The organism is Streptomyces sp. ITFR-21 (assembly GCF_031844685.1).
Taxonomy (GTDB): Bacteria; Actinomycetota; Actinomycetes; order Streptomycetales; family Streptomycetaceae; genus Actinacidiphila.
Genome location: NZ_CP134605.1, coordinates 3514322 through 3539448 on the forward strand (window position 1 = coordinate 3514322; position 25127 = coordinate 3539448).

At 74.9% G+C, this 25127-nt stretch carries 23 protein-coding genes; 16 read left to right on the plus strand and 7 right to left on the minus strand.

The window, feature by feature from the left end; all coding sequences use genetic code 11:
• Window positions 1-76: 76 nt before the first annotated feature.
• Together RLT57_RS15390 and RLT57_RS15395 are read left to right on the plus strand one after the other, a co-directional pair.
• The gene (locus tag RLT57_RS15390; RefSeq protein ID WP_311297962.1) at window positions 77-1060 is read left to right on the plus strand and encodes an aldo/keto reductase; all 984 of its coding nucleotides are present in this window, start codon (window positions 77-79) and stop codon (window positions 1058-1060) included.
• Between the two features lie 272 nt (window positions 1061-1332).
• Window positions 1333-1785: a type II toxin-antitoxin system PemK/MazF family toxin gene (locus tag RLT57_RS15395; RefSeq protein WP_311297963.1), complete on the plus strand. Its 453-nt coding sequence runs from the start codon at window positions 1333-1335 to the stop codon at window positions 1783-1785.
• A gap of 223 nt (window positions 1786-2008) precedes the next feature.
• Here the strand turns inward: RLT57_RS15395 and RLT57_RS15400 are convergent, their stop codons facing one another.
• Window positions 2009-2494 carry a MarR family winged helix-turn-helix transcriptional regulator gene (locus RLT57_RS15400; RefSeq protein ID WP_311297964.1) on the minus strand — a complete coding sequence of 162 codons (486 nt, stop codon included), beginning with the start codon at window positions 2492-2494 and terminating at the stop codon, window positions 2009-2011.
• 165 nt (window positions 2495-2659) lie between these two features.
• Between RLT57_RS15400 and RLT57_RS15405 the strand changes: the two genes are divergently transcribed.
• Together RLT57_RS15405 and RLT57_RS15410 are read left to right on the plus strand one after the other, a co-directional pair.
• Entirely contained in the window at window positions 2660-3739 is a 1080-nt protein-coding gene (locus tag RLT57_RS15405) for a substrate-binding domain-containing protein (protein WP_311297965.1), read from the plus strand.
• 398 nt (window positions 3740-4137) lie between these two features.
• Entirely contained in the window at window positions 4138-5844 is a 1707-nt protein-coding gene (locus RLT57_RS15410; RefSeq protein ID WP_399128735.1) for a purine-cytosine permease family protein, read from the plus strand.
• 135 nt (window positions 5845-5979) lie between these two features.
• On the opposite strand, the gene RLT57_RS15415 is transcribed toward RLT57_RS15410, so the two are convergent.
• The 3 genes from RLT57_RS15415 to RLT57_RS15425 are packed head-to-tail and all read right to left on the minus strand — an operon-like array spanning window position 5980 to window position 7627.
• Window positions 5980-6249, minus strand: a complete 270-nt coding sequence (locus tag RLT57_RS15415) for a DUF4235 domain-containing protein (RefSeq protein WP_311297966.1) — start codon at window positions 6247-6249, stop codon at window positions 5980-5982.
• Window positions 6246-6911, minus strand: coding sequence for a DUF3618 domain-containing protein (locus RLT57_RS15420; protein WP_311297967.1), 666 nt, complete (start codon window positions 6909-6911; stop codon window positions 6246-6248). Before RLT57_RS15420 ends, RLT57_RS15415 begins: the two co-directional genes overlap by 4 nt.
• Window positions 6908-7627 (minus strand): phage holin family protein, encoded by a 720-nt coding sequence (locus RLT57_RS15425; protein ID WP_311297968.1) that lies wholly within the window; start codon window positions 7625-7627, stop codon window positions 6908-6910. Before RLT57_RS15425 ends, RLT57_RS15420 begins: the two co-directional genes overlap by 4 nt.
• 38 nt (window positions 7628-7665) lie before the next feature.
• On the opposite strand from RLT57_RS15425, the gene RLT57_RS15430 reads away from it, so the two are divergent.
• Together RLT57_RS15430 and RLT57_RS15435 are read left to right on the plus strand one after the other, a co-directional pair.
• A complete protein-coding gene (locus RLT57_RS15430; protein WP_311297969.1) occupies window positions 7666-7893 on the plus strand; it encodes a hypothetical protein in 228 nt (75 codons plus the stop codon).
• Window positions 7894-8046: 153 nt separating this feature from the next.
• On the plus strand, window positions 8047-8364 hold the full coding sequence (locus RLT57_RS15435) for a hypothetical protein (RefSeq protein WP_311297970.1): 318 nt from the start codon (window positions 8047-8049) through the stop codon (window positions 8362-8364).
• Here RLT57_RS15435 and RLT57_RS15440 read toward each other — a convergent pair.
• On the minus strand, window positions 8319-9038 hold the full coding sequence (locus tag RLT57_RS15440) for a hypothetical protein (RefSeq protein WP_311297971.1): 720 nt from the start codon (window positions 9036-9038) through the stop codon (window positions 8319-8321). The genes RLT57_RS15435 and RLT57_RS15440 overlap by 46 nt on opposite strands.
• 340 nt (window positions 9039-9378) lie before the next feature.
• Between RLT57_RS15440 and RLT57_RS15445 the strand changes: the two genes are divergently transcribed.
• From RLT57_RS15445 to RLT57_RS15470, 6 genes are all read left to right on the plus strand, one after another.
• Window positions 9379-10749: an efflux RND transporter periplasmic adaptor subunit gene (locus RLT57_RS15445; RefSeq protein ID WP_311297972.1), complete on the plus strand. Its 1371-nt coding sequence runs from the start codon at window positions 9379-9381 to the stop codon at window positions 10747-10749.
• Window positions 10746-11795 (plus strand): ABC transporter ATP-binding protein, encoded by a 1050-nt coding sequence (locus RLT57_RS15450; protein WP_311297973.1) that lies wholly within the window; start codon window positions 10746-10748, stop codon window positions 11793-11795. The genes RLT57_RS15445 and RLT57_RS15450 overlap by 4 nt, the downstream gene beginning before the upstream one ends.
• Window positions 11792-13009, plus strand: coding sequence for an ABC transporter permease (locus tag RLT57_RS15455; protein ID WP_311297974.1), 1218 nt, complete (start codon window positions 11792-11794; stop codon window positions 13007-13009). The genes RLT57_RS15450 and RLT57_RS15455 overlap by 4 nt, the downstream gene beginning before the upstream one ends.
• Window positions 13010-13052: 43 nt before the next feature.
• Window positions 13053-14009 (plus strand): hypothetical protein, encoded by a 957-nt coding sequence (locus RLT57_RS15460; RefSeq protein WP_311297975.1) that lies wholly within the window; start codon window positions 13053-13055, stop codon window positions 14007-14009.
• A gap of 148 nt (window positions 14010-14157) precedes the next feature.
• Window positions 14158-14874, plus strand: coding sequence for a response regulator transcription factor (locus RLT57_RS15465; protein WP_311297976.1), 717 nt, complete (start codon window positions 14158-14160; stop codon window positions 14872-14874).
• A 169-nt stretch (window positions 14875-15043) separates the two neighbouring features.
• Complete coding sequence (locus RLT57_RS15470) at window positions 15044-16537, plus strand: sensor histidine kinase (protein ID WP_311297977.1); 1494 nt, start codon at window positions 15044-15046, stop codon at window positions 16535-16537.
• Between the two features lie 89 nt (window positions 16538-16626).
• Here the strand turns inward: RLT57_RS15470 and RLT57_RS15475 are convergent, their stop codons facing one another.
• Both RLT57_RS15475 and RLT57_RS15480 read right to left on the minus strand, forming a co-directional pair.
• A complete protein-coding gene (locus RLT57_RS15475; RefSeq protein ID WP_311297978.1) occupies window positions 16627-18603 on the minus strand; it encodes a TerD family protein in 1977 nt (658 codons plus the stop codon).
• 139 nt (window positions 18604-18742) lie between these two features.
• Complete coding sequence (locus RLT57_RS15480) at window positions 18743-19501, minus strand: SDR family NAD(P)-dependent oxidoreductase (RefSeq protein ID WP_311297979.1); 759 nt, start codon at window positions 19499-19501, stop codon at window positions 18743-18745.
• Between the two features lie 234 nt (window positions 19502-19735).
• Between RLT57_RS15480 and RLT57_RS15485 the strand changes: the two genes are divergently transcribed.
• The 4 genes from RLT57_RS15485 (at window position 19736) to RLT57_RS15500 (ending at window position 24974) form a co-directional block, all read left to right on the plus strand.
• Window positions 19736-20755, plus strand: a complete 1020-nt coding sequence (locus RLT57_RS15485; protein ID WP_311297980.1) for a Ppx/GppA phosphatase family protein — start codon at window positions 19736-19738, stop codon at window positions 20753-20755.
• A 563-nt stretch (window positions 20756-21318) separates the two neighbouring features.
• Window positions 21319-23100 carry an ABC transporter ATP-binding protein gene (locus RLT57_RS15490; RefSeq protein ID WP_311297981.1) on the plus strand — a complete coding sequence of 594 codons (1782 nt, stop codon included), beginning with the start codon at window positions 21319-21321 and terminating at the stop codon, window positions 23098-23100.
• A gap of 256 nt (window positions 23101-23356) precedes the next feature.
• The gene (locus RLT57_RS15495) at window positions 23357-23668 is read left to right on the plus strand and encodes a zinc-ribbon domain-containing protein (protein ID WP_311297982.1); all 312 of its coding nucleotides are present in this window, start codon (window positions 23357-23359) and stop codon (window positions 23666-23668) included.
• Between the two features lie 244 nt (window positions 23669-23912).
• Window positions 23913-24974, plus strand: a complete 1062-nt coding sequence (locus tag RLT57_RS15500; RefSeq protein ID WP_311297983.1) for a hypothetical protein — start codon at window positions 23913-23915, stop codon at window positions 24972-24974.
• The last annotated feature ends 153 nt before the right edge of the window (window positions 24975-25127 follow it).

The window sequence follows — 25127 nt, forward strand, 5'->3', positions numbered from 1 at the left end:
CGCGTGACCGCTCCGGCCGCGTGACCGCTCCGGCCGCGCGGCCGTCCGCGCAGCTCGGCGACGTAGCATCGGCTCCATGGAGCAGCGAATTCTGGGCAGGACGGGCCGCGCGGTGTCCGTGGTCGGGCTGGGGACGTGGCAGTTGGGCGCCGGCTGGGGCGCGGTACGGGAGGAGGACGCCCTCGCGGTGCTGGACGCCGCCGTGGCGGACGGTGTGACCTTCTTCGACACCGCCGACGTGTACGGCGACGGGCGCAGCGAGCAGCTGATCGGCCGGTACCTGCGGGAGCGGCCGGACGCGGGCGTGCTCGTCGCCACCAAGATGGGCCGCCGGGCCGAACAGCTCCCGGAGAACTACGTGTTGGACAACTTCCGCGCCTGGAACGACCGTTCGCGGGCCAACCTCGGCGTGGACACCCTCGACCTGGTGCAACTGCACTGCCCGCCCACCGCCGTCTACTCCTCCGACGAGGTCTTCGACGCGCTGGACACCCTGGTCGCCGAGAAGCGGATCGCCCACTACGCGGTGAGCGTGGAGACGGCCGCGGAGGCGCTGACGGCGATCGCCCGGCCGGGCGTGGCGAGCGTGCAGATCATCCTCAACCCGTTCCGGCTCAAGCCGCTGGACGAGGTGCTGCCGGCGGCCGTCGCGGCCGGTGTGGGCGTCATCGCCCGGGTCCCGCTGGCGTCCGGGCTGCTGACCGGCAAGTACACCCGGGACACGGTGTTCGCCGCCGACGACCACCGCAGCTACAACCGGCGCGGCGAGGCGTTCGACCAGGGCGAGACGTTCTCCGGCGTCGACTACGCAACGGGCCTGGAAGCCGCCGCGGAGTTCGCCGGGCTGGCGCCCGAGGGCACCACGCCCGCGCAGACCGCGCTGCGCTGGATCATCCAGCAGCCCGGCGTCACCTCCGTCATCCCCGGCGCCCGCTCGGTGGCGCAGGCCCGCGCGAACGCGGCGGCGGCCGGCCTCGGCCCGCTGGACCCCGGCACGCTGGACGCGGTGCGGGACCTGTACGACCGGCGGATCAGGGCGCAGGTGCACGGGCGCTGGTGAGGCCGGCCGGCCCGCGTCCGGGAAGGCCGGCCGGCCGGGACGGCCGAGCCTGCGGGGCGGCGGGGGCCGGGCCGACGGGGGGTCGGCCTGCGGGGCGGCAGGGGCCGGGGTTGGGTCGGCGGGTCGGTCGGACGGCGGGGGCCGGGTCGGCTGGGCGACCGGGGCCGGGGGCCGGGCCGGCAGAAGGTTCGGGCCTGCGGGTCGGTCGGCGGGCGGCTGTCGGTGAGCCCCTGGTGCGCCGGCCGGCGGGGTGAGGCTCTACCGTCTTCGGCGTGACGACCTTCACCGACGAACATGCCGAGTTCCCGGGCTCCGGCGGCCCGCATGCCACCACCGAAGCCGACCCGCACCAGGTGGGCCGGGTCCGTACCGAGTACGCCCCGGCCCACGACGGCGACCCCGACCCGGGCGAGATCGTCTGGACCTGGGTGCCGTTCGAGGAGAACGACGGCCGGGGCAAGGACCGCCCGGTCCTGGTGGTGGCCCGCGAGAGCGGGGGCACCCTGCTCGCGGTCCAGCTCTCCAGCAAGCGCCACGACGAGGACCGCGACTGGGTCGCCATCGGCGCCGGCCCCTGGGACCGCGCGGGCCGCGACTCGTGGGTGGCCGTCGACCGGGTGATACGCGTGCACGAGCAGGGCATGCGCCGTGAGGCGTGCGCGCTGGACCGGGGGCGGTTCAACCTGGTGGTCAACCGGCTGAAGGAGCTCTACGGCTGGTCGTGAGACCGGCTGCCCGGCGGGCCCGCCGGCCGTTCACCGCCGGTGCCCGGTGCCCGGTGCCTGCCGGGCGGCCGGGCGGCTGTCGGCGCCCGCCGGGACCGCCCGCGTACCGGCGCGGGACCAGGCGCCACCGGCCCCGCTGCCCTGGACGTACGAACGCGCACGGTCCGTCCGCCGGCCGCGCCCGGCGCTGCGCCGCGCCCGGCGCCTCACCCGTGCCGGCGGCTCAGCGCAGCCGGCGCGGGCTCGCGGCCCGCGTCGGCCAAGAGATGAGCGTTTCGGTCAACTCGGCCAGCGCGCGGGCGAGTTCGTCCGGGGGGCCGGGTAGGGCCGACAGCAGTGCCGCCTGGTCCTCGGCCACCCGGTGCGCGCAGCGCTGGTGGAGGATGCGGCCGCGTGCGGCCAGGTACAGCAGCACCCGGCGGCGGTCGTCCGGGTCGGGCCGCCGGTAGACGAGGTTGTCGGCGACCATCCGGTCGACCAGCTTCGTCAGACTGGGCGCGGGCAGCAGCGCGTACTCGGCGATCTCCGTCATGGGGTGGCCGCCGCCGTCGCCGACGGCGGACAGCACGCGCCACTGCTCCACCGCGCAGCCCTCCTCCGCCAGCAGCGCGGCGAGCCGCTGCACCAGGCGGCGTTCGGTGTGGCTGACGAGGTGGGCGAGGTCGTAGGGCGGCTCCGGGGGCCGCTGGTCCGACGGCTCGGGCGACATGTTTGCCGGGATCCTTCCGTAGGTCTACTGTTCGGCCACATTAGGGGTCTTGGCGAGGGAGCCGGGGCCGGGTTTACGATCCCCCGCCCACAACTCCCTCCCGGAGGTGGCCTGTTGATCCCGGGAGCAGCTGACCCGGACAGACCGGTAGGACCGGCTCGGCCGGTGGCGCCCGCGGCGGCGCCGCGGCTGGGCGCCGAGGACACGCTGACCGTGGCGCTGGTGGTGCCGCTGCACGGCCCCGGCGGCATCCTCGGGCCGTCGTGCGAGCTGTCCGCCCGGCTGGCCGCCGAGGAACTCAACGCGGCCGGGGGCGTGCTGGGCCGCGAGGTGCGGCTGGTGGCGGTGGACGGCGGCGGCGCGCCGGAGCAGGTCGCCGCCGAAGTGGCCGCGCTGGTACGGCTGGGGGCGGTGGACGCGGTCGTCGGCTGGCACATCTCCGCGGTCCGCAAGGCGCTCGCGCCACGGATCGCGCACCTGGTGCCGTACGTCTACACCGCGCAGTACGAGGGCGGTGAGCGGACCCCGGGGGTGTTCCTGACCGGCGAGACCGATCTGCGCCAACTGCTGCCCGCGATGCGGCTGCTGGCCGCGTCGACCGGGGTACGGCGCTGGTGCACGGTCGGCAACGACTACGTGTGGCCGCGCGCCACCGCCCGGGTCGCCCGCGCCTACGCCCGCGAGTGCGGCGGGGCGATGGTGGGCGAGGCGTTCCTGCCGCTGGGCACGCGGGACTTCGGCCCGGTGCTGCGCCGGATCGAACGGGCGGCCGTGGACGCGGTGCTGATGCTGCTGGTGGGCGGTGACGCGGTCCGCTTCAACCGGGCGTTCGCCGGGTACGGGCTGCACGAGCGGTGCGTGCGGCTGAGCACGCACATGGACGAGAACATGCTGCTGGCCACCGGCGCCGAGGCGACCGGCGGACTGTGGGCGGCCTCCGGCTACTTCGAGACGCTGGCGACCGCCGAGTCGCTGGACTTCAACCGGCGCTACGCCCGCCGCTTCGGGGTGTCGGCGCCGGTGGTCGGCAGCCTCGGCGAGTCCTGCTTCGAGGGAATGATGCTGCTGGCCGCGCTGGCGGCGCGGGCCGGCTCGCTGGACGTCGGGGCGATGCGGGCGGTACGGGAGCCGGTGGCGTACGAAGGGCCGCGGGGCGTGCTGCGGCTGCGCGGCAACCATCTGGACCAGCGGGTCTACCTCGCGCGGGCGGACGCCTTCGATTTCGATGTCGTCGCCCAACTCTGAACTCCTCTCCGGGGGTTGGCGCGCGGGGACTGTGGACGGCCCGCCTGTGCACGGGCGTTGACATTACCTTCCCACAGAAATACTTTCTAGGGGAAACAATGGGGAGGCAGGGGTGCCCGGTCGGCCGGCCGGTACGGCCGGCCGGCGTGATCGGTGCCGGCGCGGCGCGACCGCCCGGCCCGGCGGGCCGCCCATGCGCCGGGAATTCCGCCGTACCCGCTTTTCCGCGGTATTCACGAATTCCCCTCCGTTTGAATTCTACGCGCGTCGCGCAATTCTGCCGCGAGGTCCCGCAATTTAAAGGACCGGAAACTGCCGGGAAACAATCCGGCGGGACTCTTCCAACGCCACCCGGAGTGTCCGGGGGCGAAATCCTGTGGGCGGAAGAGAGAACACCCGTGACGGAGATCATCGACGCGCAAACGCCCCCCGGCGCCGACGACGGCGCCACCACCCGCCGCTACAACGGCTGGACGCAGAACACCACGCTGGAGGACTACTCGCTGCGCTACGCGCCCAAGTCCTTCCGCCGCTGGTCGCCGTACGTCGTCGCCACCACCGCGCTGGGCGGCATCGCCTACCTCGCCGACTTCGCCATCGGTGGCTCCATAGCGATCTCCAACGGATTCCAGAGCGCGCTGGTCGCCATTCTCGCCGCGGCGGTGACCATCTTCCTCACCGGAATTCCGATCTCGTACTACTCGGCCAAGTACTCGATCGACATGGATCTGCTCACCCGGGGCGCGGGATTCGGCTACTTGGGGTCCACCCTCACCTCGATCATCTACGCGAGCTTCACCTTCATCTTCTTCTCGCTCGAGGGCTCGATCATGGCCCAGGCGCTCGATCTGGGCATGCACATCCCGCTCGCGGTCGGGTACCTGATCTGTTCGCTGATCATCCTGCCGCTGGTGTTCTTCGGGATGACCGCGCTGTCGAAGATGCAGGTGTGGACGCAGCCGGTGTGGCTGGTCCTGATGGTGGCCCCGTTCGTCTCCATCGCGATCCAGAAGCCGGAGAGCTTCTCCCGGTTCACCCACTTCGCCGGCAACTCGCCCACCGGCTCCTCGCTCAGCCTGCTCGGTGTCGGAGCCGGCGCGGGCGTCGCGCTCTCGCTCATCGCGCAGATCGGCGAACAGGTCGACTACCTGCGGTTCATGCCGGACAAGACCACGGAGAACGCCAAGAAGTGGTGGGCCGCGGTGCTCAGCGCCGGACCCGGCTGGGTGATCCTCGGCGCGGCCAAGCAACTCGGCGGCGCGTTCCTGGCGTTCTACGTCGCCGACAACGTGGGCCTGGTCAAGGCCGACGAGCCCATCCAGCAGTTCGTCTCGGGCATTCACACCTTCGCGGCGCCGGTCGCGCTGGGGCTGGCCACGTTCTTCGTGATCCTCTCCCAGATCAAGATCAACACGACCAACGCCTACTCGGGTTCGCTGTCCTGGTCCAACTTCTTCTCCCGCCTCACCCACCGGCACCCCGGCCGCGTCGTCTACATCTTCCTCAACGTGGGCATCGCGCTGGCCCTCATGGAGTTCGGCGTCTTCGGCTTCCTCAACACGGTGCTGGCCTTCTACTCCAACGTGGCCATCGCCTGGATCGGCGCGGTGGTCGCCGACCTCGTCATCAACAAGCCGCTGAAGCTGAGCCCTTCGTACATCGAGTTCAAGCGGGCCCACCTCTACAACTTCAACCCGGTCGGCTTCGGCTCCATGCTGATCGCCTCCGCCGTCTCCATCTCCGCGTACTTCCACGCCTTCGGCGCGTACGGGAAGGCGTTCTCGCCGTTCATCGCGCTGGCGGTGGCGATGGTGCTCTCGCCGCTCTTCGCGGTCGTGACCAAGGGCAAGTACTACATCGCCCGGACCGACGACCAGGAGGAGCCGCTCTTCCTCGACAGCGGGCTGCTGTCCGCCGTCACCATGACCTGCGCCGTCTGCTCCGAGGAGTTCGAGCGCCCCGACATGGCCGGCTGCCCCTTCCACTCCGGCCCGATCTGCTCGCTGTGCTGCAGCCTGGAGAAGAACTGTCACGATGTCTGCAAGACCCCGCCGGGCGCCGGCACCCCCGTCGACCTCGGCATCCCCGCCGTCCCGCACGCCTGACCCCCGCATCCGCACCCGGACCCGGCACCTCGGGAGAGGCGCCGGGTCCGGGCACGCGGCGGTCGTGACGCGGCAGGGGACCGCACCGGTGCCGGGCTTCGGCGCCTTCCCCCGGCCCCCGGCGCCCTCCCCCGGTCAGCCCTTGGGCCAGGTGCCGGTGAGGCGGCGGACGCCGGCGGCGCCCGCCCGGTTGAGGGTGCCCCTGACGACGGCGAAGACGGCCCCGTGCAGGGCCGCGGCGGCCAGCACCTCGCCCCAGCCGCGGTCCGCGTCGAGCATGTCGGGAGCGTCGTCGTCGTGCGTGGCCAGCTTCCAGATCTGCGAGAAGACCGCGCCGGCCAGCATGCCGCCGGCGACGCCGACCAGGAGGCCGACGGGTTTGTAGGCGATCGCGACGGCCTTCATCCGCGTTCGCTCCGGTGCCTCAGCCAGAGGACCGCGCCCGTACTGAGCGCCGCGGTGGCCCCGGCGGCCAGCGGGAGGTAGGTACCGCGCCACCGGTCGTCCGAGAGGCGGTTGAACTTCGCGCCGACCCGCGCGCCGACCCGCGCGCCGGCCGCGTGCGCGCTGTCGGCGAGGTGGGAGCCGCTCTGCCGGGCCGCCTCGTCGGCCGCGCCCACGTGCCCCGCGACCTCATCCGCGGCCTTGTCCCTGGCCGCGGCCACGCGCGCCACGGCCTCGTCCTTGGCGGCGGCCGCCTTGTCCCTGGCCGCGGCGACGCGCCCTGCCGCCTCGTCCTTCGCGGCCGTCACCCGTCCGGCTGCCTCGTCCCTGGCCCCGGTCGCGCGGCCCGCGGCCTCGTCCTTGGCCGCGCCGACCTTGCCCGTGACCTTGTCCCTGGTGGCGGCGGCCTTGGCCTCCGCGCGGTGGGCGGTGGCGCGGACCCGGGTGGCGGTCCGCTGGGCCTTGGCCTTGGCCCGAGCGGGAACGTCGGCCTTGGCGGCCAGTTCCTCGACGGTCTCGCCGAGCCGCTCGCGGGTCTCCGCGATCTCCTGTTCGAGTTCGGCCAGGGCCGGATCGGTGTGCCGGCCGGGTGTTCCCGGAGTCCGGCGGTCGCCCTGCGTCATCGCCTCGCCCTTTCCCTGATCGTTTCCACGTCCTGCCGCATGCTGCCGACCGCCTCGCCGGGCACCGGCGGTACGGCCTGCTTGACCTCGTGTTTTCCGAGCAGCGCGAGGACACCGGCCAGGGCCAGCAGCCCGCCCGCGACGATCAGTGAGGCGAGCCACACCGACAGCGGGATGGCGGCGATCACCGTCACGATGAGGGCGGCCAGCCCGAAGAAGGCGAACAGCGCCGCGGCGCCGAAGAGTCCGCCGCCCACACCGGCCCGCTTGCCCTTCTGGGTGAGTTCCGCCTGGGCGAGTCTGAGTTCCTGCCGCACCAGCTGGGACAGCTGCTCGGTGCCCTGCTTCACCAGCGTGCCCACCGATCGGTCGGCCCCGTCGACGTGTGTCACGGCCGTCACCTCCGTCCTTCGTCCCCAGTAGCCGGGTAGCCGGGTATCTGGCGGGCGCCGGCGGCGACCCCGCTCCTGCCCCTCGGCTTTCCACCACGGGCGGGCGGAAACAGGTCCGGACGGATCAGGCGCCGGGAGCGGTGGCGGCGGCCGCCTCCCGACGGTGGTGGCCGCGTACGCCCGGCCGGCCGCCAGGCCGAAGACCGAGCCGGACAGGACGCTGACGCCCGCGCCGTCGTCTCCGCCGCTGCGGGAGGTGGTGGAGAGGGTGAGGAAGAAGACGCCGAGGCCCGGCGTCCAGGAGAACAGGCTGCCGATCGCCACGTCGTCGGCCCGGCCGCCGCGCCCGAGGACGCCCAGCAGTGGACGGAGAGGAAGTGCTGGCCTCGGCGGTCGCCGTGCGGCCGTATCTCCGGGAGCTGGCCGGGGCCGACGCGCAGCCGATCGAGCGGGAGCTGGCGGAGCTGCTGGCGCGCGGGGCGGCGGGGGAGCCGGTCAGGGTGCCGGTGCTGACGCTGCTGACGCTGCTGACGGGGCACGCGGCGACCCGGGAGTGGATACGGCGGGCGCTCGCGGTGCCGCGCGAGTAAGTACCGGGCGTTCCAGCCGCAGGGCGGCGACGCGACCGTACCGGGGCTGCGGTACGTGTGCCCGCGGTGCGGGCGGGAGGGGTACCGGTTCAGTGTGCTGGACCCGGTGCCGGTCTGCGCCGTGGACGGGATCCGCCACGAGCGCGCGTCCTGATGCTCACCAGGTTCGGTGAGCGGGCCGGCGAGGGCCTGGCCGCCGAGATGCTGGTCCGGCTGCTCACCCCCGCGGGGATCTTCTGGGTGGGCGGGCTCGCCGCCCGGCCGAGCCGCCGCGGGTTCGGCGGGGTGCGCCAGGTTGGGCGGCAGTTCGCCGGACTGCCCGCCGTACCGCAGATCACGGTCGTTGTCGCGGTGGTCGTCGCAATCCTGACCTCGGCGTTCGTGGCCGAGAAGCTGTCGCTGCCGCCGCTGCGCATCCTGGAGGGCTACTGGCCCGAGGGGCTCGCCGAAGGCGCGCCTGAAGGCTGCTGAGGCAGCAGCGGCTTGCAGGTGTCGTACGCCTTCGCCGTCTTGGGGTCGGAGGTGTCGATGCCGCGGAAGCCGCCGAAGCCGCCGCCGGGGCGGTTGGTGGCGCCCGGGGAGGGCGCGGCGGCGGTGGGCAGTACCACGCCGTGGTCCTTCAGGCAGCTGGTGAACGCCTGGAACGCGCTGCTGTCGGCGCCGCCCCCGCCGGCCCCGCCCCGGTCGCCGAACTGCGGGCGCAGCGACGCGCAGGCGGTGAGCGCCTTCTGGGTGGCCGCGTCGGGCGAGGCGCCGCCGAGGCCGGGGAAGTAGCCGCCGCCCGCGCCGCCCCGGTCGCCGCCGTAACCGCCGCTGGGCCGCCCGGACGGCCGGCCCGAGGGCCGCGCGCCGCCCGACGGCCGGTTGAACGTGGGCAGGTTGACGCCGTGCTGTGCCAGGCACTGCCGGTACTTGTCCATCGCCGCCGCGTCGTTCGCGCCGCCCGGCGCCGTACTCCCGCCGGGGGCCGCCGCCGACACCGACCCGGACGGCCTGGCGTCCGCGTCCGAGGAGCCGGAGGAGCCGGAGGACGACGAGCACGCGGTGAGCAGCAGTGCCCCCGCCGCGGCGAGCGCGGTCACGGACACGCCGGCCCGCAGCGCGGTCCGGGCCCCGGCACTCTTGCTGGTGGTGGTCCAGGTCATGTCCGTACGTCCCCTCGGAAAAGCTCGGGCGAGCCCCGGCGGGCCCGAGCGGGGCCGCCGGTTCGCAATCGCGCCGCCTGCGCGCACGCGCGGGACAGCGGGTGCACGCAGGCGACGGCCAGACTGAACCGCACGCAGGTGGGGACTGTCGGGGACCGAGCTGTGAGTTCCCGGGGAACATCGCGCCCCGCCCGCCCCCGGGGCCCCGGATTCCGGTCCGCTAGGCGCTGAATACACCGGTTCGCCCGCCGCTCGGATGTCCCGGACGGGGTCGCGACTCCCAGCGAACTCCCAGCATTCTCCCAGGAGTTCAAAGGCGGCGGCGGCCAGGATGCGCGGCATGAAGGTGCTCCCACGGCGGCGCAGGGCCGTCCTGATCAACTCCGTGCTCGGCGTGGTGGTCCTCGCGGGCGCCGGCGGCGCCTACGCTGCGGTGCACGACGACGGCGGCGGGAGCTCCGCGGCGGTCGGCGCCCGCGTGGCGACTGTCACCAGGACCACGGTCCTGGCCACTGTCTCCGGCTCCGGCTCGCTGGCCTCCCCCAGTGACGCCGGCGTGGACTTCACCACCGGCGGCACGCTGACCCAGGTGAACGTCAAGCCGGGCGACAAGGTGAAGAAGGGCCAGGTGCTGGCCAGGGTCGACCCGACGGACGCGAACGCGACGCTCCAGCAGGACGAGGCGTCACTGACCGCGGCCGAGGCGAACCTGACCAAGGTGGAGGAGGGCGAACTGCCCGCGTCCAGCGGCAACTCCGGGTCGTCCGGCGCCGGAGGCGGGACCGGCGCCGTCGCGCCGACCCCGACGCCCACCCCCACCCCCACCGTGGATCCCGCTCAACTCGCCCAGGCACAAGCCCAGCTGACGCAGGCCCAGAACGCGGTGGACGCCGCCCGGCGGGCGGTGGACGGCTGCGTACTCAAGGCCCCGGTGGCCGGCACGGTCGCCTCGGTGGCCGCCGAGGCGGGCGACACCGTCACCGGCACCAACGGCAACGGCTCCGGCGCGAGCGGCGGTTCGGGCTCCTCGTCAAGCGGCGCCGCCTCCACCACGTCGTCCGGCACCGCCCCGACCGGCTTCGTCGTGCTGACCAACCCGGCCGGCATGCAGGTCAAGGCGGATTTCTCCGAGTCCGACGCGCTCAAGATCAAGGCCGGCCAGGCCGCCACCGTCACGCTGAACGCCGAGCCCGGCACCGTGCTCAACGCCAAGGTGCTGTCGATCAGTTCGCTGCCGGTCTCCAGCGGCTCCAGCTCCGGCGGCTCCGGCAGCGGCAGCGGCAGCGCCGTGCAGTACGCGGCCACGCTCGGCATCACCAGCGACACCTCCGACCTGCGGACCGGTCTGAGCGCCAGCATCCAGGTCACCACCGCGCAGGCGGCCGACGCGCTCAGCGTGCCGACCGCCGCGGTCTCCGGGACCGGCGCCGCCCGTACGGTCCTGGTGGTCGGCAAGGACGGCTCCACCACCCGGACCAGCGTCACCGTGGGCGTCGAGGGCGACAGCGCCGACCAGATCACCGCCGGCCTCACCGAGGGCCAGCAGGTGCAGATCCCGCAGGTCGCCTCGGCCGGCAACGGCGGCTTCCCGAGCGGCGCGTTCCCCGGCGGCATCGGCACCGGCGGCATCGGCACCGGCGGCAGCCGGTTCGGCGGCACGAGCGGCGGCTTCCGCACCGGCGGCCTGGGCGGCGGGGGTGGCCGCGGATGAGGGTGAAGCAGGGCTTCACCGAGCGGCTGGCCCGGACCCGCGGCGGCCTGCACCGCCGGGTGGCCGACGCCGCGCCGAAGAAACCGGCGGGAGCCCGGGAGGCCGGGCGGGCCCGGGGCACGGGGGAAGCGGGCGACATCGGCGCGGTCGGCGCGACCGGGGAAGCCGGCGAAGCGCGGGAGCCGTGGCAGGCCGCGGCACCCGGCGGCACCCGGGAGCCGGCGGACACCGGCCCCTGGGGACCGGCCCCCGTCATCGAGGTCCGCTCGCTGCTGAAGACGTACGGTCACGGCGACGCGACCGTACGCGCCCTCGGCGGCGCACCCGACCCGCGCACCGGCGAGTCCCCGGGCGTCGACCTGGTGGTCGAACAGGGCGACATGGTGGCCGTGATGGGCAGCTCCGGCTCCGGCAAGTCCACCCTGATGAACATTCTCGGCTGCCTCGACGTGCCGACCTCCGGCCGCTACCTGCTGGACGGCATCGACGTCGGCGGCCTGGACGAGCACCAGCTGTCGCTGGTACGCAACCGCAAGATCGGCTTCGTCTTCCAGTCGTTCAACCTGGTGCCGCGCACCCCCGCCCTCGCCCAGGTCGAACTCCCGCTGGCCTACGCCGGGGTGCGGACCGCCGAGCGGCGCCGCCGGGCGCTGGCCGCGCTGTCCCTGGTGGGCCTGGCGGACCGGGTCGACCACCGGCCCAACGAGCTGTCCGGCGGCCAGCAGCAGCGCGTGGCGGTGGCCAGGGCACTGGTCACCGCCCCGGCGATGCTGCTGGCCGACGAGCCGACCGGCAACCTGGACAGCCACAGTACCGAGGACGTCCTCGGCATCATCGACCGGCTGAACGCCTCCGGCCGGACCGTCGTCCTGATCACCCACGAGGACGAGGTGGCCCGGCACGCCAAGCGCGTCATCCGGCTGGTGGACGGGCGGATCGTGGCCGACGTACGGCAGGGGCCGGCCGCGGGGCCGCCGCCCGCGCTGCGCGACGCGGCCGGGTTCGCCGCCCACCACCCCAAGGCGCTCGCGGGAGGCGCGCGGTGAACCCCTTCGAGACCCTGCGGTTCGCGGTCGGCGGCCTCGCCGCCAACAAGGTCCGCTCCGGGCTGACCATGCTCGGCGTGCTGATCGGCGTCGCGGCCGTGATCATCCTGCTGGCGGTCGGCAACGGCTCCTCGCAGTCCGTCAAGGAGTCCATCGAGAAGCTCGGCACCAACTCGCTGACCGTCTCCTCCGGCGGCGGCTTCGGCGGCGGTTCGGGCACGACCGGCACCAAGCCGCTGACCGTGGACGACGCCCGCGCGCTGGCCGACCCCGCCGCCGCCCCCGACATCGACTCGGTCGCCCCCGAGGTGACCACCTCGCAGACCGCGCTGTACGAGGGCACCTCGCACACCGTCGGCCAGATCGTGGGCACCTATCCGGCCTACTTCAAGGCGTCCAACAGCAAGGTGGCCGCGGGCAAGGGCGACTACTTCAGCGCCGACGACGTGCTCAACTCCCGCAAGGTCGCGGTGATCGGCTCGACCACCGCCACCGACCTGTTCGGCACGGTGAGTCCGGTCGGCAGGAAGATCGTCATCGGCGGCACCCCGTTCACCGTGGTCGGCGTGCTGGAGACCAAGGGCGGCACCGGCTTCCAGGACCCGGACGACACGGTGATCGCGCCGCTGCCGACCGTGCAGAACGCGTTCACCGGCTTCGGCCCGGTCAGCCAGATCCTGGTCGAGGCGAAGTCCGCGGACGCCACCACGCCCGCGCAGAACGAGATCACCACGATCCTGATGGGCACCCACGGCATCAGGGACGCGAACGCGCTGGACTTCCGGGTCAGCAGCCAGGCGTCGCTGCTGAGCACCCAGTCGGACACCAACAAGACCTTCACCGTGCTGCTGGGCGCGGTCGCCGCGATCTCGCTGCTGGTCGGCGGGATCGGCATCACCAACATCATGCTGGTGACGGTGACCGAGCGGACCCGGGAGATCGGCATCCGCAAGGCGATCGGGGCGCCCAAGGGCGTCATCCTGGGCCAGTTCCTGGCCGAGTCCACGCTGCTGTCGCTGATCGGCGGCGGTCTGGGGGTGCTGGCCGGGCTGGCCGGCTCGCGCTTCACCATCGTCGGCATCAAACCGGTGATCATCCCGGAGTCGGTGGTGGGCGCCTTCGCCATCGCCGTCGCCATCGGGCTGTTCTTCGGCAGCTATCCGGCCAACCGCGCGGCGAGCCTGCGGCCCATCGAGGCGCTGCGGCATGAGTGACGCGGACAGTGAGCGGACGAGGACACACAAGGGAGTGGCGGCCATGGCGCGACGCCGAGGCGGGCTGGTCAGGACGACCGACGGGAACGGCACCGACGGGAACGGCACCGGCGGCTACGGCTCGGGCGGCTCCGGCGCCGCGGGCGGTGAGGACGCCGCGGACGGCGCCGCCACGGAGCTGCTGCCGATGGTGCCCCAACCCGCGGCCGGCCCCGGCGGGCTGGAGATCCTGGAGCGGGGCGAGATCCTGGAGGGACCGGCCGGCCCGCCCGCCGAGCGGCCCGAGGACATCCTGGCGCAGCCGCCCGACGCCCGGGACATCTCAGCCGAGCTGGCCGCGCCGCCGCGCCGCAGACTGCCCTGGCTGACGCTGCTGCTGTCGGCGTGCGTCGTGGCGGCCGGCGCGTTCTCCGGCGGGGCGCTGGTGGAGAAAAACCACCTGCAGAGCACGCCCGGCGGCGGGCGCTCCGACCCGTTCGCGGCGGCGGGCGGACGCACCGGGACGGGCACCGGGGCGACCGGCGGCCGTACGTTCGGCGGCGCGGGCGGCTTCGGCGGTTACGGAGGCGGTACGGGCACCGGTACCGGCGCGGGTACGGGTACCGGTACGGGCCCGGCTTCCGGCGGCGCCTCCGCGGGGGCGGCCGACGGCGGTGTGACCTTCGGCACCGTCAAGCTGGTCGACGGCAGCACGATCTACGTCAGCGACGCCCAGGGCGCCATCGTCAAGGTCACCACCGGCGGCTCCACCAAGGTCAGCGAGACCAAGGACGGCAAGGTCTCCGACCTGAAGGCCGGCCAGACGGTCACCGTCCGCGGCAGCCAGGGGCCCAACGGCGACATCGCGGCCACCACCGTCACCCAGGGCGCCGCCCCGGCGGGCGGTTTCGGCGGTTTCGGCGGTTTCGGCGCGCAGGGCGGCGGCGGTACGGGCGCGGCCGGCGGTACGGGTACGGCCGGGGCCGCGGGCGCGGCCGGTGGGACCGGCGGCGGCGACTGACACCCCGGACGCACAGATACAGGGCGTACGGTGCAGCGGCCGGCATCCGCCGCGGCACCGTACCGCCGTTTCCCCCCGAGGCCGGCCGACCGCCCGGCCCGTACCGCCCGGCCGCCCGGCCGGTCGACCCGCTCCAGGAGGTCGCCCCATGGACACGCCGGAGGCCAGCCTGCTGGTCGTCGACGACGAGCCCAACATCCGTGAACTGCTCTCCGCCTCGCTGCGGTTCGTCGGGTTCAAGGTCGTCTCCGCCGCCTCCGGGGCGGACGCGCTGGCCGCAGTGGCCCGGGAGCGGCCCGACCTGGTCGTGCTCGACGTCATGCTGCCGGACATGTCCGGTTTCGCGGTGGTGCGGCGGCTGCGCGAGGAACCCCATCACGGCACCACCGCGGACCGGCTGCCGGTGCTGTTCCTCACCGCCAAGGACGGGCTGGAGGACAAGATCAACGGCCTGACCGCGGGCGGCGACGACTACGTCACCAAGCCGTTCAGTCTGGAGGAGCTGATCGCCCGGATCCGGGCGATCCTGCGCCGCACCGGCGGCCCGACCGACGACGGCCGGCTCGTCGCGGGCGACCTCGTCCTCGACCCGGTGGGCCACCAGGTCACCCGGGCCGGGCAGCCGGTCTCCCTGTCGCCGACCGAGTTCAAGCTGCTGGCGTACCTGATGGCGAACGCCGACCGGGTCGTCTCCAAGCTGCAGATCCTCGACCACGTGTGGGCGTACGACTTCGGCGGCGACCTGAGCATCGTGGAGTCGTACATCTCCTACGTGCGGCGGAAGGTGGACACGGCGGCGCCGAAGCTGATCCACACGGTGCGGGGGGTCGGCTACGTGCTCCGCCGCCCGGTGGCCGCGGTCTGACGTGGGACCGGTCCGGTCGGTGAAGCGGTTCCCCTCCGGGGAGGGGTCCCGGGCGCCGGGGCCGTCCGGGTCCCCCGGGCCGCGCGGGCTCCTCCGCTCGGGCGGGCCGTCCGGGGCGCGCCGGCTGTCGCGGCGGCTCCGGCGGACGGACCGGCTGCGGCTGTCGGCGATGTCGCTGCGCTCGCGGCTGGTCCTGCTCTCGCTCGTCCTGGTGCTGCTCGGCCTGGCGGTGAGCGACACCGTCGTCCTGGGCTCGGTACGCGGCCAGCTGGTGCAGCGGGTGGACCAGCAGCTCCAGCGGTACGGGCAACCCCTCGCCCAGCGGCTCGGCACCGACGGGATCCCGGCGCCGCGCTACGTACAGCCGGGGGCCGGCCGCGGCGGAGCCCGGCCGTGGCTGCCGAGCCAGTTCGTGGTGGCCTTCGCGGCGGCCGACGGCAGCGTGTCGGAGCAGTTCCGGCTGCCGGTGGCGGCCGGCGACCCCCGCCCGCTGTGGCCGTCGATGGACGCGGCCTCCCTCAAGGCCCGCCTGGACAAGCCGTTCGACGTCTCCGCCGACCACGGCGGCGGCAGCTGGCGGGTGCTGATCGTGCCGGCCGGCCCGCGGGCGGCCACGGTGCCGGTCACCCGGGACGGCACGGTGGTCCCGGCGCTGCCCGCCGGGGTGGTGGTGGCCGCCTCGCTGGACGACGTGTCCTCCACCACCGACCGGCTCAGCACCGGCTTCCTGCTGATCGGCGCGGTGGTCGCGGCACTGCTCGGGGTGGCGGCCTGGTTCGCGATCCGGGCCGGGCTGCGCCCGCTGCGGCGGATCGAGGCGACCGCAGCCGAGATCGCGGCCGGCCGGCCGCTGTCCCACCGGATGCCGCAGGCGTCACCGCGGACCGAGGCCGGCCGGCTCTCCTCGGCGCTCAACGGGATGCTGGCCCAGATCGAGTCGGCGTTCGCCGCGCGCGCCGCCTCCGAGGAGCAGATGCGGCGCTTCGTCGCCGACGCCAGCCACGAGCTGCGCACCCCGCTGGCCGGCATCCGCGGCTTCGCCGAGCTCTACCGGATGGGCGCGCTGCCCGGCGAGGCCGACGTCAAGCGCACCATGGCCCGGATCGAGAGCGAGGCGGTACGGCTCGGCGGCCTGGTCGAGGACCTGCTGACCCTGGTCCGGATGGACGAGCAGCGCCCGGTCCAGCTGGCCCCGATGGACCTGCGCACCCTCGCGGTCGACGCGCTGCACGACACCACCGCGCTGGACCCCTCCCGCGCGGTGTCGCTGACCGGCCCCGGCGGCCCCGGCACCGCGCCGGGCCCGGCCCCGGTCCTCGGCGACGAGGCCCGTCTGCGCCAGGTCGTCGCCAACCTCGTCGGCAACGCGGTCGCCCACACCCCGCCCGGCACCCCGATCCGTATCGGCGTCGGCACGCTGGGCGGACACGGCGTCCTGGAGGTCTCCGACGCGGGCCCCGGCCTCACCCCCGGACAGGCCGCCCGCGTCTTCGAGCGCTTCTACCGCGTCGACGCCTCCCGCAGCCGCCACCGCGGCGGCGGCGCCGGCCTCGGCCTCTCCATCGCCGCGGCCCTGATGACCGCCCACCGCGGCCACGTCGACCTCACCACCGCCCCCGGCCAGGGCGCCACCTTCCGCATCCGCCTGCCCTCCGCGCGATAACCGCTGCCCTGTCGGAGGCGCCTCCCCCGTCCGCGCCCGCTCGCACGTCGTCGGGACCGCCCGGACCGCCCCGGCCGCGGTGCCGGCGCTCAGCGGGGCCGGCGTTCCAGGGGGACGACGACGGTCGTGTGGAACCGGTCCACCGCCTCGTCCACGCTCCGGATGAAGCCGGACTCGGCGTTGCCCCGAGTGCTGCCCATGCTCTTGAAGAGGGACAGGCGGAAGCCGGTGATGGCCGCCGGGGGTTTCGGCAGCAGGTCGGCGGGCTCGGGGCGCAGGCGTTCCAGGGTGCCGCGGGGACCGTTGCCGGGGCGGTCCACCAGGGTTTGGACGTGCACGTCGGCGGGCGCGTCGGCGAGCTGGCGGACCAGCCGCTTGGCCCAGGTGAGCGGCTGGCCTTGGTCGGGCGCGGGAATCTCAAGAGAGGTGCGCAGCTTGCCCGTTCGCAGGTCGGCGCCGAGAGCGAGCACTCCGGGGGAGTCCTGGATCTTCAACTCGGCGTGCAGTAGGCCCTCCCTGCACAGGCGTTCGGCGAGCGCGGCGCGGCGCGAGTGCGGGTCGGTGCCGCGTCTGGCCCGCTGGACGGGCAGCACCTTCTGTCCGAGTTCGCCGCCGAGCCGCAGGCAGACCTGGCGGATCAGCCGCTCCCAGCTCTCCACCACCTCCACGGCCCGCGCGTCGCCCTCGTCCAGGGTCTCGGTGTCGATGCCGTTGCGGACCGGGACCCATGCCGGGCCCATGTTCTGGAAGCCGTGGCAGCCGGAGTTGTCGTGCTGGAGGTAGAGCAGCAGCTCCTGGAGCAGCCAGGCGTGCGCGGCGTTGCCGACGCCCTCGTGTCGGATCAGCATCTGCGCCTGGTGGGCGACTTCGGCCCACGACAGGTGCCACAGCGCGACCTTGTGCTTGCGGCGCCCGTCGATCCGTACCGCGACCAGCGGACTGCCTTCCAGGGCCACGTCGTTGGAGAGGGTGATCACTGCCTCGTAGCCCCGGCGGGCCGCGATGTCGACGTAGTCCTGCACCTGCGCGGGCCGCAGTGGGTTGCCGTTGGTCTTCGTCTCGACCAGTGCGGTCCACAGCTTGCCCGCGCGCTCCACCCGGATCAGCCCGTCGGGTCGGCGCGGCCCGTCGCCGTGCGGCAACGACACCTCGGTGAACGTCTCCATCCGTCCGGCCGGCGCACCGAACCCGGCGGTCAGACGCCGCCCGAACTCGGGCACCTGGGCCATCACGGCGAGCAGTACGGAGGTGGCCCGCATCTCTCGTTCGCGGTCGCTCTTGAGCGTGCTGACCGGGAAGAGCCTGGCCGGGCGCCAGGAATCGTTCTCGGCGAGGGACTTGCGGGTGACCGCGGGGAGGGTGACCTTCTTGCGCGCGGTACGGGGGCGTTTGACGGCGGGCGGCGTGGGGGCTTCGCCGGCGGGCCGCGCGGGGAAAGACTTGGCCGGCGGTGGCGCCGCTTCGACGGCCGCCGCCTCCGTCGGCACGCCGACCGGTTCCGCCAGGGCGCCGGCCTCGTCGTTCTCCCCGTCGTCGTCCACGTCGATGCCGAAGTCCGTGGCCAAGCCGGCCAGCCCGGACTCGTAGCCCTGCCCCACCGCACGGAACTTCCAGCCGCCGTCGCGCCGGTAGAGCTCGCCGAAGATGACCGCGCGGACCGCCTCGGCGTCGTCGACGGAGAAGCCCAGCAGCACTTCGCCCGTCCGGTCGGCGAGGGTGAGCCGCAGATCGTCCAGGTCCCCGAAGCCGGCCCCGCCGTAGCGGCTGGCGGCGAGCACGATCCGGCGGACCCGTTCGGGCGCCGCCGTCAGGTCGAGGCTGATCCGGTCCTCGCTGCCGTTGGCGGTCGGCGTCTTGCCCAGCAACTGCACGCTGCCGTCCGCTGCCGCCAGGTGGTTGTAGAAGTAGAAATCGTCGTCGCTGCCGACCTTGCCGTCAGCGTCGAGCAGGAGCACCGACACGTCCGCGTCCCCGTCGCCGCTGGCGCTGCTCCAGCCGAGGCCGGCCACCACCGACCCGGCGTCCTCGCTCAGCGCGGCCAGCGCGACGTTCATCCCCTTGGTCATTTCCCGCATACGTTCCGCCCCGCCCCGCTTGTCCTGTGACTCAGCCCACACCCCCCGTGTGTGGAGACCGCACCTTACCTGCCGGAGGGGCCGTGCCACGGTGGCTTCGGGGCGATTGCCGGTTCGTGGGGCCGCCGGGTCAGGGGAAGAAGCGGGCGGCGGTGGGGTGGTCCTGGGCGGCGTCGACGGGGATGTCGGCGCCGTTGACGCCGGTGGCGCGGGGGGAGAGGAGGAAGCAGGCGGTGTCGGCTACCTCTTGGAGGGTGATCAGGCGGCCGCGGGGGAAGTCGTCCCGGGCGAAGGCGGCGTACACGTCGGGGTGGCGGGTGCGGAAGCGGTCCCAGCCGCCGCCGTCGAAGAGGACGGAGCCGGGGCTGAGGGTGTTGACGCGGATGGACCGGGGGCCCAACTCCTGGGCGAGGGCGGCGGCGAGGTGGATCTCGGCGGCTTTCGCGGCGGCGTAGGAGGAGTGCGGGCCGGGCTTGCGGCCGGTGATCGAGGAGATGATCAGCGCCGCCCCGCCGCCGCGCTGTCCGAAGTGCGGCACCGCGCAGCGGATCGCGTGGGAGGCGTGGCCCACGTTGAGGGCGTAGGTGTCCGCCCACTGCTGTGGGGTCGACTCCAGCAGACCGCGCCCGAAGGAGCCGCCGGCGTTGGCCACCAGCAGGTCGAGGCCGCCGAGGCGTTCGGCGGCCTCGTCGACCGCCCGGCCGAGCTGGTCGTAGTCGGTCACGTCCGCCCGGACACCGGGCACGCCGCACTCGGCGAGCCGCCGCTCGTCGCGCCCGCAGACCACGACCGCGGCGCCCTCCGCGAGCAGGCCGCGGGCGACGGCCAGACCGATGCCGTGGCTGCCGCCGGTGACGAACGCGGTCTTCCCCGCCAGTCCAAGGTCCATGGCCTCACCGTGCCATCCGGGCACCGGCGTCCACAACGCGGCCCGCGGCCCGCGGCCCGCCCCGCGACGCTCGCGGCGTATCCACGGCATCGCCCGCGGCGCGCTCGCGGCCCGCCGGCCCGGCGAGCCCGCCGGACCCCCGCGGCACCGCAACGGAGGCCCGCTGGCGGCCAGTTCACCCGTTCTACGAACGCCTCTTCGAATAAACGGCCCGATCCGGGGTACGCGCTGCGCATGCGTTGTGGAGTGCTCGACATCGGTTCGCAGGCGGCACAGCTCCGGATCGCCGACCTGGTGCCCGGCCTGCCGCCGCAGCCGGTGACCACGGTGAAGCGGCCGGTGCGGCTCGCGGCGGACACGGACCGGGACGGGGTCATCGGGCCGGCCGCCGTCGGGCGGCTGGTGGACGCGGTGACGGTGACGCTGGCCGCCGCGTGCGCCCACGGGGTGGAGACGCTGCACCCGTTCGCCACCTCGGCGGTGCGGGACGCGGCCAACCGGGACGACGTGCTGCGCGCGGTACGGGCCGCCTGCGGGATCCAACTCGCCACCATGACGGGGGAGGAGGAGGCACGGCTGACGTTCCTCGCCGCGCGCTCCTGGTACGGCTGGTCGGCGGGAGCCATGCTGCTGGCCGACATCGGCGGCGGCTCGCTGGAGATCGCCTACGGCCGGGGCGGCGAGCCCTCCTTCGCGGTCTCCCTGCCGCTGGGCGCCGGACGGCTGACCCGGCAGCAGCTGCCGGCGGACCAACCGCCCTACGGCAGGCGGGACATCAGGGCGCTGCGGGCGCACGTCCGCGCCGCCCTGGCGGGCCCGGCCGCGGAGGTCGCCGCCCGGCCCGCGCCGGCACTGCGGGTGGCCACGTCCAGGACCTTCGCCCAGCTCGCCCGGCTGGCGGGCGCCCCCGCGGCGAAAGCCGGCCCGCACGCCGTACGCACCCTGGACCGCGCCGCCGTCACCGACTGGATCCCGCGGCTGGCCCGGCTGACCGCGCCGCAGCGCGCCCTGCTGCCGGGCGTCTCCCGGGCCCGCGCGCAGCAGATCCTGGCCGGCGCGGTCGTCGCGGAGACCGTCATGGACCTTCTGCGCGTCGACCGCTTCGCCGTCTGCCCGTGGGGGCTGCGCGAAGGCATCCTCCTCGAACACCTCGCCGCCCTCTCGGCCCCCGCCACGGCGCCCCAGTGCCCGCGCCCGGCCCTCGCCCCGGCCACCGCGATCCTGCGCCGCCCCCGCCGGGCGGTACGCAGCTGAACGGGGAGCCGGACCGCCGGCCCGGCGCGCGGGTGGCGGGATGCCCGGCTGCCCGGCCCGCCCGCCGGGCTTCCTCGCGCGCTCGCTTCCCCGCGCGCTCGCTTCCCCGCCCGCCGGGCTTCCCCGCGGGCCCGCGGTCGGCCCGTACCCGCGCGCGCCCGGCCGGCTGGCCGGGCAGCCGCATCAGGAGGGATTCGGCGTCCCCCGTACCCGCGCGCCCGGCCGGCTGGTCCGCGACGGGACCGGGGACAGGTGGGGCGCGCCCGCGCGTTCGGCCGCCCGGCCGCCGGAGCGGTCGCGCCGCTGGTCGGGGGCATCGCGGAGCGGGGAAGGCGGCGGTGGACGCCGTTGACGTACCGGCCGGCCCCGTGATGCCATGAGGTGCGAATCCGACGCGTTCGCGCCCCGGCCGCCAAGGGAGGCCGGTCAAGGCCCGGCGCCGGTCCGCGACCGCGGGACCGCCGGCCGCACGCCAGGCGGACGCCGGCCGGTCCGGGCCGGTCCGCCGTCCGTGTGCCCGGCCGGTCCGGGCCGGTCCGCCACCATCCCGACGAGGCTCTGCTGTGATCCGATTCGACCAGGTCGGCGTGGTGTACGACGGCGCCGCCGAGCCCGTGCTGCGCGGAGTGGACCTGTGCATCGAGGAGGGTGAGCTCTGCCTGGTCGTCGGGCGGACCGGGGCCGGGAAGTCGTCGCTGCTCGGAACGGTCAACGGGCTCGTGCCGCACTTCACCGGCGGCACCCTCTCCGGCCGGGTCACCGTGGCCGGCCGGGACACCGCGCACCATCCGCCCCGCGAACTCGCCGATGTGGTCGGAGTGGTGGGGCAGGACCCGGCAGCAGGCTTCGTCACCGACACCGTCGAGGAGGAACTCGCCTACGCCATGGAGCAGTTGGCGATCCCCGCCGAGGTGATGCGCAAGCGCGTCGAGGAGACCCTGGACCTGCTGGGCCTGGCCGACCTGCGGCACCGGGCGCTGCGCGAGCTGTCCGGCGGGCAGCAGCAGCGCGTCGCCATCGGGTCCGTGCTCACCGCGCACCCCCGGGTGCTGGTGCTGGACGAGCCCACCTCCGCGCTGGACCCGACGGCGGCGGAGGAGGTGCTCGCGGCCGTGACCCGGCTGGTGCACGACCTCGGTGTCACCGTGGTGCTGGCCGAACACCGGCTGGAGCGCGTCGTGCAGTACGCCGACCGGGTCGTCCACCTCGCGGGCGACGGCACGGTCACCGACGGCCCGCCCGCCACCGTGTTCCGTACGGCGTCGGTGGCGCCTCCGGTGGTCCGGCTCGGCCGGCTGGCGGGCTGGGACCCGCTGCCGCTGTCCGTCCGCGATGCCCGGCGGGCCGCCGTCCCGCTGCGCGCGGGGCTCGCGGACCTCCCGGTGCCCCCGCCGCGTGCCGCCCTCCCGGGCGGCGGGCCGGTCCTCACCGCCCGGGGCGTCGTCGTCCGGTACGGAGGCGTGGTGGCCGTCCGCGAGGTCGACATTGAGCTGCGGGCCGGGCAGGTGACCGCCCTGATGGGCCGCAACGGCTCCGGCAAGTCCTCCCTGCTGTGGGCGCTGCACGGCGTGGGCCCCCGGCAGGGCGGAACGGTCGAGGTCACCCCGTACGGCGGCCCCCCCGCGCCCGGAGCGGGAGCCGCGCCGGTGTCCGGCGCCGCCCCTGCCGCGCCCGCGTCCGGAGCTGTGCCCCCGTCCGCCGCAGCCGCAGCCGCGCCCGGCGCCGGCCCCGAGGCCGCGTCCGCCGCGCAACCCGCCGCCCGGCGCCGGTTCGGCCGCCGTGCGGCCCCCGCGCCCGCGCGCCGCCGGGTCTGCCTGGTCCCCCAGACCCCCACCGACCTGCTGTACCTCGACACGGTCGGCGCGGAACTCGCCCAGTCCGACCGGGAGTCGGCGGTCCCGCCGGGGTCGGCACGCCGGATCCTGGACCGCCTCGCCCCGGGCGTCCCCGACCGTGTCCACCCGCGCGACCTGTCCGAAGGCCAGAAACTGGCGCTCGTCCTGGCCGTCCAGCTCACCACGGCGCCCTCCGTCATCCTGCTCGACGAGCCCACCCGCGGCCTGGACTACCGGGCTAAGCTGGCGCTCACCCGGATCATCGACGCCCTGGCCGCCGAGGGCCGCGGTGTCGTCATCTCCACCCACGACGTGGAGTTCGCCGCGTCCGCCGCCGACCGCGTCGTGGTCCTGGCCGAGGGCGAGGTCGTCGCCGACGGCCCCACCGCCGACGTCATCGTCGCCTCCCCCGCCTTCGCCCCGCAGACCGCCAAGATCCTCGCACCGCTGCCGTACCTGACGGTCGAGCAGGTCGCGGCGGCGCTGACCGGCCGCGCCGCGGACCGGTGACCTGCGCCCGGCCCGGCGGCGGCCGAGCGGAGGGCCGCCGGGCCGAATATTGCCTCCCGGTAGCGGACCTGCCGGCGGCGTACGGCAGACTCTGTGCGGGGGCGTCCGCCGCCGCGTGTCCCACGGGGAGCGGGGCCCGGTGCGACGAACGGGCCGGGCGGCCGAACCGGGCCGCGAACGGGCGGTGAACAGGGCACGAGCAGGCGGTGGTCAGGCCATGGGCAGGACATCCGCAGGACGCGAGGGGGAGACTCACGTGATCATCTTCGGCACCCGGGGCTATCTCTACCAGCTGGCCGTTCTGACGCTGGTCTGCGCGGGCTGCGGCAATCCGGCCGCGCACACGCTCAGGAAGCGCGTCACCAAGTTCACCCTGTTCTTCGTCCCGCTGTTCCCGGTCAGCGTCACCTATTCCACGCAGTGCACCTTCTGCGCGGCCCAGCACAGGCTGCCGAAGGAGCAGGCCGAGCAGCTGCACGCCCAGGCGCAGGCGATGGCCGGGGCGCAGCAGGGCTCCGGCGGCCGGTCCGTGCCGCAGCCGCAGGGGCGCAACCCCTACCAGGGCTGAGCCCGCCCCGCCGACCGGACCCGCTCCAGGGGGCCTTCGCACCACCGCTTCCCCGGTTGCGCACAGTCCTCAAACGGCTCCGTTCCGTTGTCCGGAACGACGTGACGGAACTTGCCAGAGTTCGTCCAACTGTGCTGATAATCGACGTACTTGACGGGATCGTCACCGTGAGACCCCGTGGTCAGGGCCTTCGGGCCCGCCCGTCGTAGCCCGCCCGTCACGTCCTTTCCCCAGCGAGTGAGCGATGCCGCAGAATCTGGAGCAGCGACCCAAGGTGGTCCCTCCGCCGAGCCCCGGCGAACCCACGTGGGCCCGGATCTACTGGAACACCGTCCGTTCCTTCGCCCGGCGGCGGTTCGGACTCAAGCCGCGCAATCCGTACGACCGGGACGGCGGCGGCCAGCGGCGCGGTCCGCTGGTGGCCGCGGTCGCCGTCGTGGTGGCCGTCGCGGTCGTCGTCACCGCGGTCGTGGTCGCCCGCGGCGGCGGGGACGAGCGTCCGGCGGCGCCGGCCGGGAGCGCGGCCGACCCCTCGGCCAGTGCCCCGCACAGTACCCCGGCCGTGTCCGTACCGCCGCTGTCGCCGCAGGTCGGGGCGGCGGTGGCGGCGTTCGTGGCCGGCCGGGTCGGTCCCGGGCACACGGTCGCCTGCGACTCCGCCCTGTGCGACGAGCTGATCGGCGCCGGTTTCCCCGCGGCCTCGACGCTGCGGCTGTGGGCCGGCGCCCCCCGGCTCCAGGGCGCCGACGTGGTGGTCCTTACCCCGTTCGTACGCGCCCTGCTGGGGTCCGCCGCGGACACCGGCACCGCCCGGCAGCCGCTCGCCGCGTTCGGCGACGGCGCCGGGACCGTGACGGTCGCCGAGGTCGCCGACGGCGGCCGGGCGGCGTACGAGCGGGCCGAGGCGGCCGACCGGGCCCACCGGGCGACCGTCGGGAAGGCGCTGCTGGCCGACCGGCGGATCACCTTCCGCCCCGCCGCCCGCGCCCTGCTGGCGGCCGGCCGGGTGGACGCGCGGGTGAGCACGGTGCTCACGATGCTGAGCCGGGGCCACCGGCTCACCGTGGAGTCCTTCGGCGCCCCCGCCCCGGGCGCGGGCGCGGACATCCCGCGTACCGGCCTGGACGTCTCCGCCGTCGACGGCGCCCCGGCCACCGCGACCGGCCACCCGGCCGCCGTCCTGCGCGCGCTGGTCCTCGCCCAGCGCGCCCCGTACCGCCCGCTGACCGCCGCCTTCCGCGCGCACACCGCGACCGCCCCCGCCGAGCTGGCCGTGCAGTACGCCCAGCCGGACCGGACCGGCTGACCGCACTCCCGGGGGCGGCCGAGCCCCGACGGGGGTCGGACCGCACGGATCCGGCCATCCGCGGCACGGGTCGTACGGGGCCGGGCGGTACGGGACCGCGGTGTACGCGGTACGGGACCGCGGTGTCCACGGCCCCGCCCGGAAGGGCGGGGC